Source organism: Microbulbifer zhoushanensis (assembly GCF_021729055.1).
GTDB classification, from domain to species: Bacteria; Pseudomonadota; Gammaproteobacteria; order Pseudomonadales; family Cellvibrionaceae; genus Microbulbifer; species Microbulbifer zhoushanensis.
The window spans coordinates 338,457-351,236 of the sequence record NZ_JAJSAO010000004.1 but is presented as its reverse complement, the minus strand read 5'-3'; the positions used below and the strand labels follow the sequence as shown (position 1 = coordinate 351,236).

Here is a 12,780-nt window from a genome sequence, read left to right as displayed (position 1 = left end):
GCGGCGAGTACACTCCCTGACCCATGGAAAAACCGCATTTTCGCGCGGCCCTGTTGCACCCGCGTTACTGGCCTACCTGGCTGCTGTTCGGACTCTGGTTCCTGGTGGCGCAGCTGCCCTATCGCTGGCAGCTGGCCTGCGGCCGCGTGCTGGGCCGCGCGATGCTGCGACTCGCGCCCAGCCGGCGCCTGATTGCCGAGCGCAACCTGGCATTGTGTTTCCCGGAATTGTCGGCTGAAGAACGGGCTTCCCTGCTGAGGCGCAACTTTGAGTCCAACGGTATCGCGCTGATGGAAACCGGCATGGCCTGGTTCCGCAGCAGCGACTGGCTGCGCCGGCGTTTTACCATCGAGGGGCTGGAGCACCTGCAGGGACCCGCGCAGCGGGGGCAGGGTGTGGTGATGCTGGCCATGCACTTCACCACCCTGGAGATCGGTGCCCAGTTCATGTCCCTGTGCCACCCGGTGGATGGCATGTACCGGCCGCACAAGAACCCGGTGTACGACTATATGCAGCGCAAGGGGCGCGAGCGCCATGGTGCGGATTCCGAGGTGTTCCAGCGCAAGGATGTGCGCGGCATGCTGCGGGCACTGAAGCGCGGAAGGGCAGTCTGGTATGCACCGGACCAGGATTACGGCATCAAGCAGGGCGTGTTTGCCCCGCTGTTCGGCCAGCCGGCCGCCACCGTCACGGGCACTTCGCGCTTTGCGCGGGTGGGACGGGCCCAGGTAGTGCCCTATATTGTCCGGCGGCTGGATAATGGCGCCGGCTACGCGGTCAAAGTGTATCCGCCGATTGCAGAAATCCCCTCCGGCGACGAACTGCGGGACGCGACACTGGTCAATCAGTTCGTGGAAGCGCGCATGCGCGAGCTGCCGGAGCAGTACATGTGGGTACACCGGCGGTTCAAGACACGCCCGCCGGGAGAGCCCGGCATCTATGACGGGGTTCGCAGGCGCAAGAAGAAGCGGCGCCGCGAGCGCCGTTAATCCCCGGTCGCCCGGCTCTGGCATCCGCCGGGCGCCATCAGTAACATACCGGTTTCTTTGCGGTGCCCTTCCCGCGCGCAAACGGGGCAGAATTTAAGGAGTTAGGATGTTTTCCGGCAGTATGGTGGCCCTGGCCACCCCGATGTATGCAGACGGTGGCCTTGACTGGGACAGTCTGCACAACCTGGTGGAGTGGCATATCGAGCAGGGCACCCGCGCGATCGTCGCTGTGGGCACCACCGGTGAGTCAGCCACCCTGAGTGTCAATGAGCACCTGGAGGTCATCCGCCGCGTGGTGGACCAGGTGGCGGGCCGTATTCCGGTGATTGCCGGTACTGGCGCCAATTCGGTGACCGAGGCCATTGAGCTGACCGAGAATGCCGCCAAGTGCGGTGCCGATGCCTGCCTGCTGGTGACCCCTTACTACAACAAGCCCACCCAGGAGGGCCTGGTCCTGCATTACAAGGCCATTGCCAAGGCCGTGGCGATTCCACAGATTCTCTACAATGTGCCGGGCCGCACGGCGGTGGATATGAAGCCGGAGACCGTGCGCCGGCTGGCCTCGATAAGTAATATCGTGGGTATCAAGGAGGCCACGGGCGACATCGACCGCGCCCGCGAGCTGCTGGAGATACTGCCGGAGGATTTCGCCATCTATTCCGGGGACGATGCCACGGCGCTCGACCTGATGCTGGCTGGCGGTCATGGCAATGTGAGTGTGACTGCGAACGTGGCCCCGGCCGCGGTGTCCCAGGTGTGCGAGGCGGCGCTGCAGGGCGATGCCGAGAAGGCCCGAGCCATCGACCAGCGCATCCAGGTGCTGCACAAGGCGCTGTTCCTGGAGTCGAACCCGATCCCGGTGAAATGGGCCCTGCGGGAAATGGGGCGGATCGACAGCGGCATTCGCCTGCCCCTGACGCCGCTCTCACCGGAACACCACGCCGCTGTGCGCGAGGCCCTGCGCAGTGCCGGGGTACTCTGAGCCTGGGGCCCGGACAATCTCCGGTGGCCACCGGGCGGCCGGCGTAACAAGCTTTAATGCATAGGAACCAATAATGACAAGACTGACTGCCGGAGCTGCGCTGTGTATCGCCAGCGTGGCGCTTTCGGGTTGCGGGATTTTCGGCGACGACGGTTACTTCCGCGATCGCAGCGATGACTATCAGATGGCTGACAGCCTGCCGCCCCTGCGCATGCCCGAGGGTGTGGCGCCGAAGCAGCAGGAGGAACTGTACGAGGTTCCGCAGATCAGCAGCAGTGATGTGGAGGTGGACGAGTTCGAGGTGCCACGACCGCAGGCGCTGTCGGTCAATGTCGGCCTGGACCGGGTCAAGATCCAGAAACTGGGTAGCCGGCGCTGGGTCCTGGTGTCCCAGCCCCCGGAAGAGGTCTGGCCCCAACTGCACTACTTCTTGCGTACTTCTGGCCTGCAGCTGGCCAGTTCCGATGCCAACGCCGGGATCATGGAGACCACCTGGCTCAGTTTCCGCGAAAGCCCGGAAACCAAGGACAAGTACCGCCTGCGGGTGGAATCCGGTGTGCAGCCGGATACCACTGAGATCCATGTACGGCATTACTCCCTGCCCAGGGATGACCCGCGCAACGAAATTGCCTGGCCGGAGCAGTCCACCAGCCCCGAGCGCGAGGGCTGGATGATCGACGAGATGTCCACGGCTCTCGCCGCAGAGGCTTCCGGTGCCGCGGCATCGCTGGTGGCACAGGCCATCGGTGGCGGCAGCGTCAAGGTACAGCTGCGCGAGCCGGCCCGACGCGATCCCTTCCTGTCCCTGGACCTGTCGATGGACCGGGCCTGGGCCACTGTCGCCCATGCCCTGAACTCCGGTGCTTACCGCCTGCATCTCGAAGATGAGGATCGCCGGATTTTCTATGTGACTTTCGATCAGGATCGCGAGCTCACTGAGGAGGAAGACGGCGGCTGGTTCTCCTGGGGCTCTTCCGACGACGAGGACAAGCTTGCGCAGTCAGCGTCCAAGGTCACCCTGCCGCAGGTGCTGGGCAATGTAGACCCGACCACTGACCCGGCCCTGTTCGGCGGCATGTCTGGCCTGGGCGGCGCCACCGGTGCGGATATTCCGGGCTATATCGTCGTCGTGCGCAGCACGCCGGATGCGGTGGAAGTGCGGGTACGGGACACCAGTGGCAAGCCCCTCAAGCGTGGGCGGGCGTCTGACCTGTTGATGGCAATTCGCCAGAACCTGATTTAGGGCCCGGCTTATGTCAGCCGGTCCGTCTCTTCGTTTTGCCTCCCTGGGGAGCGGCAGCAAGGGCAACGGCACGCTGGTCGCCAGTGGCGACCACTGCCTGTTGGTGGACTGTGGTTTTACCATCAAGGAAACCGAGCGACGCATGGCGCGGCTCGGCATGTCCCCGGCAGACCTGTCGGCGATTCTCGTCACCCATGAGCACAGCGACCACCTCTCCGGGGTGGCACCGCTGGCCCGTAAATACAAGCTCCCCGTCTACCTGACGCCGGGCACCCTGCGGGCCAGGGATATTGGCAAGCTGCCACAGGTGCACCTGATAGAGGGGCACAAGCCATTCGCGGTGGCCGATATCCAGGTCACCCCGGTGGCTGTGCCACACGATGCCCGGGAGGCGGCACAGTTCGTGTTCCGCCGCGACGGCCGCAGCCTGGGCCTGCTTACCGACCTGGGCACCGTCACCCCGCATGTCGAGGAGCACTACAGTGGCTGCGATGCCCTGGTGCTGGAAGCCAACCACGACCCCCTGATGCTGGCCCAGGGTCCCTATCCGCCCTCGCTGAAGCGGCGTGTCGGCGGAGCCTACGGCCACCTCAGCAACCAGCAGGCGGCTGGGTTCCTGCAGCGCGTCGGCCACGAGCAACTACAGCACCTGGTGGTGGCCCATATCAGTGAAAAGAACAATACCGTCGAGCTGGCGCGGACTGCGCTGTCGGGGCCCGCGGAGCAGGTCGACAACTGTATTTTCGCCTGCCAGCAACAGGGCTTCGACTGGCTGGAAATCAACCGCTAGGTACCTGGTTGCCGTTTCTGGTAACCACGACCGGTGGCTGTAGGGGCGAACCTGGTGCTCGCCCGCATTGCCTGGATCCAGGCACCCGGGCAAGGCTATTATTCGCTCGCCGTGACTGGCTGCTGCCGCCAGCCGGGGGACAAGGAATTCAAGGGGGAGAGCAGTAATGGAAACACTCCTGGTATATCTCGCCGTGGGCGCGGTGGCCGGCACCATTGCGGGCCTGTTCGGCGTCGGTGGTGGACTTATCATTGTCCCGGCCCTGGTGCTGGTATTTACGGCACAGGAACTCTCCCCGGAAATCCTTACCCATATGGCAGTGGCCACCTCCCTGGCCACTATCGTCATCACCTCTGTCAGCTCGATCCGCACGCACCACCTGAAGGGGGCGGTGGACTGGCGGGTTTTCCGGTTGATGGCGCCGGGCATCCTGCTGGGGTCCTGGCTCGGCGGTGTGACAGCTCACCTCTTGCCGGGCGCCTGGCTGCAGATGCTGATCGGCGTGTTTGCCGTGGCCATCGCCTGCAAAATGTGGCTGGATGGCCTGCGCTCGGTGCCTTTGCCGGAGGACGGCGGGAAGTTGCCGGGGGCCGTGGCACTCAGTGGGGCAGGGGGTGTGATTGGCTGGGCGTCGGCGATCTTCGGCATTGGTGGTGGCTCACTCACCGTGCCGTTCCTGTCCCGCTGCCATGTGCAGATCCAGCGCGCCGTGGCTACCTCTGCGGCCTGCGGGCTGCCTATCGCGGTGGCGGGTGCAATCAGTTTTGCCGTCCAGGGATGGTCGGACCCGCTGCTGCCGGACTGGAGCACCGGCTATATCTACTGGCCGGCCTTCCTGGGTATCGTTATGGCCAGCGCAATTTTCGCTCGCTTCGGTGCGCTGCTGGCCCACCGGCTATCCCCGCCCCTGCTCAAGAACTGCTTCGGTGGCCTGCTGTTCGTGATCGGGCTGCGGTTTATCTGGCTCAACCGGTCCCTTTTACTGGGGTGATGATAGTCTCCCCTCAGTCTTAGGTAGGAGCGGCCGCTGGCCGCGACCGTCGCGCCACAAGGTGCCCCAGGCGGCGCAATCCGCTGTGCTTATTGCGCCCTATTCGCCACGCTTGATCTCAGTCTTCCTCGTTGTTGGCGCATCTCGACCGCCTCCCCGCTACATTGTCGAAAGGGGCCCGAACCGGCTTCCCGCTTCCCAATACCACGAAGCCTGGCTGGGCTGGGACTGGATGGGGATGCCGTTCCGGGGGGGCATCGTCGTAGGCCGGCCATAAAAAAGGGCCGCTGTTTCCAGCGGCCCTTGATAGTGTGGAGCGAGCAAATGTCGCCCTTGCCCGGAATCCGGGTCAGGAAGTGGTTCTGGCGGCGGTCTCGGCCGGCTCGACCGGCTGGGATACCTCGCTGTGTCCCTCCCACTTCTTGGACTTCAGGCTGATCAGTGCGATCACGGCACCGATGCCGATGCTGAATACTGCGATCTGCAGGTACAGGTTAGGCAGTTCGGAGACGTTGTTGGGGTCGAAATTACCCGCGAGCAGGCCGGCGATGATGTTACCGATAGAGTAGGTGAGTACGAACACACCCATCATCTGGCCGGCGAAGCGGCGCGGTGACAGCTTGCTGACGGCGCTCAGGGCTACCGGGCTCAGGCACAGCTCACCGACCGTATGCAGGAAGTAAGTGGTTACCAGCCAGTAAGGCGCTACTTTCAGGCCCTCGGCCGCATACTGGGCGGCAAAGAACATAACGATAAAGCCGCTGGCCATGATCATCAGGCCGATGGCGCACTTCATGCCGTAGGACGGTGTGATCATGCGCTTGCCCAGGTTGATCCACAGGGCGGCGAAGAAGGGCGACAGGATGATGATGAACATCGGGTTGACGTTCTGGAACCAGGACGCCGGGATCTCGAAGGCGCCGATCATGCGGTCGGTGTAGTCACGGCCAAACAGGTTCAGGGAAGAGCCCGCCTGCTCAAAGCCGGACCAGAAGCAGGCCGAGGCTACACACACCAGGAACAGGGCCCACATGCGCTTCTTCTCGGTCTCGCTCAGGCCACCACCGAAGTAAATGTAGGCATAGTAGGCGAAGAAGATCAGGGTGAAGGCCACAGCCACGTACTGGGCCACGGCTACCGGGTTGATGGTGATGGCGCCGGTCATGGTCAGGGCTGTGACGACCACTACCGCGGCGACAACCGCCCAGATGGTGCTCCAGGCCTTCTTGGCACCCTCGGTAGTCATGGGATGCTCAGGCTTCAGGCTCGCATCACCCAGGTTGCCGATAGTCTTGCGGTATTGGATCAGGCCTACAGCCATACCCACAGCGGCAGCACCGAAGCCCCAGTGCCAGCCCACTTTTTCACCGAAGTAGCCGCAGATCATGTAGCCCAGCACGGAACCGATATTGATACCCATGTAGTAGAGGGCATAGCCGCTGTCGCGACGGACATCATCGGAGGCGTACAGGTGACCGACCAGGGCGCTGATGTTGGGCTTCAGCAGGCCGGTGCCGGAGGCCACCAGGATCAGGCCAATAAAGAAAGTGCTGTCGCTGGGGATGGCCAGCACGATATGGCCACACATAATGATGATGCCGCCATACCAGACCGTTCTCTGTCCGCCCAGCAGGCGGTCGGCGATCCAGCCTCCCGGAAGACCCAGGAAGTAAACCGCGCCGGTGTACAGGCCGTAGATGGCGGTTGCGGCTGCCACGGTGAAGGCAAGGCCCTCTTCCTGCAGGCTCGCGGTCATGAACAGTACGAGCAGGGCGCGCATACCGTAATAACTCATGCGCTCCCACATTTCGGTAAAGAACAGGGTCGAGAGCCCTTTCGGATGGCCGAAAAAGCCATCGCTGTTCTGGTGTGTGTTGGACGACATAACCTGAAATTCCAGTTGTTATAGCTTTAGGCGTGAGACCCGGGGCCGGTGTCAAACCGGGCCGGTTGCCAGTTATCGAGTGGCAGGATCCGGGAGCTGGCCAATGCGGACCGCCGGTAGTAGCCGACTGTCTCGTCAGCACCGGTCGCGTTTGCGACAGCTACTGGTGAATGCATGGTACTCCTCAGTCTGCAGTGGTTATCGGCAGCCCCGCGGGACCAATGGCTATCCTGTGGCGCCGGCGGCGTGGACAGCGAGTGTCACGGGGACTTCCAAAACAAGCCATCGCAGTTTAACAGCAGTCTGTTAGGCAGGCGACTCGTTGCAATTGAAACCGCCCATTTTGGTATTCGGGTATTCAAACAGGGGAAATTTGGTGTTAAATGCTGTGTGACAGCTTTTTGACAGGGGAAAATGACAATGAGAACCCCACTGATCCTCCTGGCGCTGGTGACTCTCGCGGGCTGTGCCAGCCTGCCAGAGCCCGAGCCGCCTGCAAATATCACCGGAATCCTCTCCGGAGAGAGCATCCTTGGCCGGCCGGTCAGCACGAGCCGGCTGCCAGACCAGGACCTGCTGGCACTGTCCCCTGAAATGCATGATTACCTGTCCGGAATCGCCCCGGGGGCGCGTCCGGACAGTCGCCTGGCGGCGCTGATCCGCGCCTTCGAGCAGCAGGAGTTCGCCGTACAGTACGACGCGAACAGCACCCTGACGGCAAGCGATACCTACCACCAGCAGCGTGGTAATTGCCTCGCCTTTACCCTGATGATGGTGGCGATGAGCCGGGAGCTGGGGGCCGATGCCTACTTCAACGAGGTGGATGTGCCGCCGGTCTGGGACAGCGCGGAAGACCAGACCTTCGTGGTCTACCGCCATATCAACATGGTTTCGGAAAGCCGGCGTGGTCGGCGGGTCGTGGATTTCAACCTGGAGGCCTATGACCCGGTTTACGACCAGCGCCGCCTGACTGACCGCGAAGCCTTCGCCCAGTATTACAGCAACCGTGGCATTGAGCTGATGCAGCAGGGCAACATCGAACTCGCTTTCCTGCACCTGCGCAAGGCAATCGACCTGCAGCCGGGAAGTGGTGACCTGTGGTCGAACATGGGGGCGCTGTATAGCCGCGCGGGGCAGAGGACCGAGGCGGAGAACAGCTATCGCCAGGCGTTGGTGCTGGATGCAGGGCACCTGGTGGCCATCAGTAACCTGGAACGCCTTTACCGTGCTGGCGGGCGCACGCAGCTGGCCGACGCCTATGCCCGTAGTGCCCGCTACCACCGGGAGCGCAATCCCTATTATCTCTACCAGAAGGCTCGCTCAGCTTATGAAGAGGGAGAGTATGAGCAGGCGCATCACCAGCTTAAAAGAGCCCTCTGGAAGCATGAGGAAGATCACCGTTTCCACTTTCTCATGGCCCTGACCAGTCTGCGCCTGGGGGATGTTAACGGTTCCCGGGAGCACTTTACCCAGGCATTCCTGTTGGCGGAAAACCCTGGTGCAGAAAAGGCCTATGCGCGGAAGTTGCGCGCTATTTCCGGGGGTAAAGCGCAATTCGAGTTTCGTGGGGGAGGGGAAGCCACACAGCGCGATTCCTGGTGGCAGAGAGTCAGCCCCGAGAACGCATTGCCTTTCTTTTAGAAAGTAACAGGGCTGTCAGCTCACAGCAGGTGATCGAACCTGGGGAAGCCGGCCCGGTTTTTCATTACGTCCATCGCACGGCTGAATACGGCTTCCCCGGCAATCCGGTCCAGTTCGTTGACCAGCCCTTCCATATCGTGCGCCTTGGTCCGGCAGCATGCCAGGTACTCCCGCAGGATCGCCTGCAGGGATTCGCCATTGCTTTGCAGCTCCCGATCCACGGCAAGAAAATAAACCGCACCTCCCCAGTACATCGTCGGGTATTGCCTTGCTTTGCGCAGCCTGGGTGCAGCACGGGCAAATGGTTCGCCGGAAACAAATCCACTGCGCTGGTATGCCTGCGATGCGCGCTCAATCCTGGACTGGTAGCGCTGCTGCATTTCCTCCGGGGAAATCAGCTTCATGCTTGCCATCACCTGATACTGCATATAACTGGCAAAACCCTCAGCAAACCAGGCATGTTCACGCCCCAGGTAAGGGATTAACAGGTGACTGAGCTCGTGCGGGGCTGTCCAGTCGTCCAGGAAGTCTTCCAGTGAAAACGCAGGGTCAACATGGAAGTCTATTCCCTGAATACCGTGTCTTCTGGTGTTGGCCCAGGGGACTGGCTCGCGCTGTTGGTCGCGGCGATAAAAAGATACATGAATATCAAAAGGGTAGGTCGTGACATGTTGCTCTATACCGGACACTGTCCGGGCTACCCATTGCCGGAGCTTGCGCTTTTCTCCGTTACTGAACTGGTCTTCCCAGCTCCATATGATTTCGGCATTGGCTGACTGACCGAAAATTAAAAGGATGAATATTGCGCCATAGCAGAGTCGTGCCAGTCTGGAGTAAACGGTGAATTTCATTGACGCCTCCTGGATTGGTTCTGCTGGGGTATGCGGTAAGTATTGCATATGAAAACCAAATAAATTTGGTTTGCAGGAGGGAATATCTAACTGGTTCTTGGGTCCCAATTCTGGGCTATATCAGGTTTGTCAGCGCTCGTTTATGAATAAATAATGACACTTTATTATTCGAGACAAAAAAATATCCTGACAAGTATAAAAAAAATTGAGGGCCAGCCTGTTTCATTCGTCCTCTCAATGCAAACGGCCGTTTTACTGTGCCCGCCATGAAGGCGGGGCTTGTAATAGAGGTTGGCCGCATAACAAAAAATGAAACAGGAAGGTTGAATCCATGCATAAGAAAATACTCGCGAGCGCAATCAGGACTGCCATCGGGTTTACTGCGGCTACGATGATGCTGCCAGTCATGGCCCAGGACGATGCAAGCAATAAGGAGATTGACGCGAAGAAAACCGGGGAAAGCGAGCTGATTGAAGAGGTTTACGTAACGGGCTCACGTATCGCTCGTGCCGGTTACGACACTATGCAGCCAGCTTCCAGCCTCGATAAGGATTTCTTTGACGCCAACGGTTATACCAATGTGGCTGATGCCCTGAACAGCCTGCCCATGATGGTGCCGTCCGGCACCAGCCTGGCTGAGTCAGACCCGAATAACGTGGGCCAGAGCTTCGCTGACTTTTATGGCCTGGGCTCCCAGCGCACACTCACCCTGGTAAACGGTCGTCGGGTGGTGGCTGCCAATGCGCCCACCGCATTTGGTGCGACTGGCGGCCTGCAGGTGGATCTCAACTCCCTGCCGACGGCGTTGATTGAACGCGTTGACGTAGTCTCAGTAGGCGGCGCCCCCATTTATGGTTCTGATGCCATTGCGGGCACGATTAACGTGATTCTCCGCGACGATTTTGAAGGCGTGGAGACCGAGTTCTCCAGTGGTTTCGCCCAGGGCGAAAATGACGCAGGTGACCACAAGGCCTCCATTACCTTCGGCCAGAACTTTGCAGAAGGTCGTGGTAACGTGGTGGCAAGTTACGAGTACAACAAGGCTGATGCCGTACTCATGAACGACCGTGCTTTTACCGGTGACTACTACTACTTCTTTGAGAACCCGGAAAGTGAGGGGCCTGACGACGGCATCGTCGACAAGATTTTCGATAAAGGCCGTTCCATTGCCGTTCTGACCGAGGAGGGTATCCCGACTGCCACCGGCGGACTGCCCCTGTTCGCCTTTGGCCTTAACATGACGGATGAAGACGGTAACCCGATTGGCTTTGGTGCCGATGGTCACCTGACGCAGATCAATATCGGTGAGCCATCCGGTAATATCATCAACTTTATTGGTGGTGATGGCCTGCTGCTGCAGAACTACGATTCAGTTCGTGCGCCGATTGAGCGTAACCTTTTTAACACCATGGGCCACTACGACCTGACTGACCGGGTCCAGGCCTATGCGGAAATAAACTACTACACTGCTGAATCCAGCGACCCCAACGCCCAGCCGTTCTACCAGTCCGGTATTTTCGGTGGTGATTCAGCAGCCTTGCCTCTGTCCATTGACAACCCCTACCTGAATGCTCGCGACCGTGAGCTGCTAACCGCTAACGGCATTCCTGCCGGTGGTACCTTCTACCTGCACAAGGGGATGAATGATCTCTCCCAGAGTGGCCGGACCGGTGGCGAGAACGAAATGTTCCGCTATGTGCTGGGCCTCAAGGGTGACCTGGACCTGGCGGGAAGGGACTGGACCTGGGACTTTACCTATAACAAGGGTGAAACCTCTTCCACCACCAGCAGAACCCAGCTGGTGCAGGCGAACTACGAAAAGGCAATCGATGTAACCACCGATGCCAACGGTAATATCGTCTGTGTTTCGGCTGATCCTGACTGTGTGCCGTTGAATGTTATGGGTACCGTCACTGACCAGGCCGCGATCAGCTATGTGACTACCCAGGGCGTAACCTGGGGGGATCTCGAGCAGGAGATCATCAGCCTGAATACCAGCGGTGATGTGATCGACCTCCCGGCGGGTCCATTGTCCATGGGCTTTGGTTATGAAATGCGGGATGAGTTTTCTGCTTTCCGTCCCGATGACTTCATGCGCCAGGGGCTGGGCCGGAGCGCTGCGCTGTCCCCGCTTTCCGGTGGCTTCGATACCAAGGAGTTCTATACCGAAGCGTTGATCCCGGTTCTCCCGGCAGACCTGATTCCCACCCTGGAAGGTATGGAAATCGAGGGTGCTTGGCGGAACGTGGATCATTCCCAGGCCGGGGATGATGACACCTGGAGCGTCGGTACCCGGATTATGTTCGATATCCCGGTTGTCGGCGCGCTGACTCTGCGTGGTAACGTAACCGAGTCGATCCGTGCCCCCGCTGTTACCGAGGCGCTGCTGCCGCTGTCCGAAACTTTCTCCTCGGCTAACGACCCCTGTGACGAGCGTTATGTGGGCCAGGGTGAGAATCCCGCCCAGCGTCGTGCGAACTGTGAAGCCGAAGCGGCGGCAGCCGGTTATACCTACGATCCCAACTCTTACCAGTCCGAGATTGTCAATGCCACCAAAGAAGGTTTTACTGGCGGCAACCCGGATCTGCTGAATGAGCGCGCCGATGCATCAACCTGGGGCTTTGTATGGGCACCGGGCTTTACCGAGGGGCTCGAGTTGACTGTGGATTGGGTCAATATTGATATCGAGGATGCGATTGAACAGCTATCCCTGACGGTATTGATGGAAGCCTGTTATGACGGTGACCAGGGTAATGTGGCGTGTGATAACTTCACCCGCGATGAGAATTTCCAGATCAATGGTTTCACCACTGGCTTCCGCAATGCGGGCTTTTACAATTTCCGTGGTGTCCAGTCTGACCTGACCTATAACTTCGACCTGGCAAACTGGAGTGTTCCGGGTTCCTTTGATGTGAGCATGAAGGCATTCCATATCAAGGAGCAGCAGTTCTCTGTAACTGGTAAGGACCTTGAAGTGGATGCCGGTGAGATTGGTTATTCTGATTGGCAGGGGCAGTTCAGCCTGGCCTACAACCTGGATAACCTGACGGCCAGCTGGCAGACGCAGTATATCGGTGAGGCGAATGTCGATAATGACGATACCGCTGAATCCCGCGATATCCCGGTCGTTCCTGAGTACTGGCTGAACAACGCCTACGTGGGGTACCAGTTCAATGACAACCTGCGGGCCAGCCTGTCTGTGCGTAATGTCTTTGATGAAGAGCCGCCGACAGGAGTGAACTCATTTACTGCCATTGGTCTCTACGACATCCTGGGACGTTATGTAACAGCCGGGGTCAGCTATAACTTCTAACTCTTGATCTAAGAAACAAAACTATAGGTAGTTAGGACTTTGAGCCCCCTTGCTTTGGCAAGGGGGCTTTTTTAATTGTCCGGAAGAAGTTTCTG

The 12,780-nt window shown here is 59.8% G+C and carries 9 protein-coding genes; 7 read left to right on the top strand and 2 right to left on the bottom strand.

Features of this window, described 5'->3' with window-relative positions; translation table 11 throughout:
* Positions 1-23: 23 nt before the first annotated feature.
* The 5 genes from lpxL to LVD10_RS10115 all read left to right on the top strand — a co-directional run bounded on the left by lpxL (position 24) and on the right by LVD10_RS10115 (position 4,995).
* Positions 24-989, top strand: a complete 966-nt coding sequence (gene lpxL, locus LVD10_RS10135) for an LpxL/LpxP family Kdo(2)-lipid IV(A) lauroyl/palmitoleoyl acyltransferase (protein ID WP_232941172.1) — start codon at positions 24-26, stop codon at positions 987-989.
* Positions 990-1,095: 106 nt separating this feature from the next.
* Positions 1,096-1,971: a 4-hydroxy-tetrahydrodipicolinate synthase gene (gene dapA, locus LVD10_RS10130; RefSeq protein ID WP_232941173.1), complete on the top strand. Its 876-nt coding sequence runs from the start codon at positions 1,096-1,098 to the stop codon at positions 1,969-1,971.
* Between the two features lie 73 nt (positions 1,972-2,044).
* Complete coding sequence (locus tag LVD10_RS10125; protein ID WP_232941174.1) at positions 2,045-3,214, top strand: NlpB/DapX family lipoprotein; 1,170 nt, start codon at positions 2,045-2,047, stop codon at positions 3,212-3,214.
* A 10-nt stretch (positions 3,215-3,224) separates the two neighbouring features.
* The gene (locus LVD10_RS10120) at positions 3,225-4,004 is read left to right on the top strand and encodes an MBL fold metallo-hydrolase (RefSeq protein ID WP_232941175.1); all 780 of its coding nucleotides are present in this window, start codon (positions 3,225-3,227) and stop codon (positions 4,002-4,004) included.
* Between the two features lie 166 nt (positions 4,005-4,170).
* Positions 4,171-4,995 (top strand): sulfite exporter TauE/SafE family protein, encoded by an 825-nt coding sequence (locus LVD10_RS10115; protein WP_232941176.1) that lies wholly within the window; start codon positions 4,171-4,173, stop codon positions 4,993-4,995.
* 349 nt (positions 4,996-5,344) lie between these two features.
* Here LVD10_RS10115 and LVD10_RS10110 read toward each other — a convergent pair whose 3' ends face one another.
* Positions 5,345-6,880 carry a peptide MFS transporter gene (locus tag LVD10_RS10110; RefSeq protein WP_232941177.1) on the bottom strand — a complete coding sequence of 512 codons (1,536 nt, stop codon included), beginning with the start codon at positions 6,878-6,880 and terminating at the stop codon, positions 5,345-5,347.
* 420 nt (positions 6,881-7,300) lie between these two features.
* On the opposite strand from LVD10_RS10110, the gene LVD10_RS10105 reads away from it, so the two are divergent.
* A complete protein-coding gene (locus LVD10_RS10105; RefSeq protein WP_232941178.1) occupies positions 7,301-8,521 on the top strand; it encodes a CDC27 family protein in 1,221 nt (406 codons plus the stop codon).
* 20 nt (positions 8,522-8,541) lie between these two features.
* On the opposite strand, the gene LVD10_RS10100 is transcribed toward LVD10_RS10105, so the two are convergent.
* Positions 8,542-9,372 (bottom strand): M61 family metallopeptidase, encoded by an 831-nt coding sequence (locus tag LVD10_RS10100; RefSeq protein ID WP_232941179.1) that lies wholly within the window; start codon positions 9,370-9,372, stop codon positions 8,542-8,544.
* A gap of 331 nt (positions 9,373-9,703) precedes the next feature.
* Here LVD10_RS10100 and LVD10_RS10095 point away from each other — a divergent pair, with 331 nt between their 5' ends.
* The gene (locus LVD10_RS10095; RefSeq protein WP_232941180.1) at positions 9,704-12,685 is read left to right on the top strand and encodes a TonB-dependent receptor domain-containing protein; all 2,982 of its coding nucleotides are present in this window, start codon (positions 9,704-9,706) and stop codon (positions 12,683-12,685) included.
* Positions 12,686-12,780 lie beyond the last annotated feature (95 nt).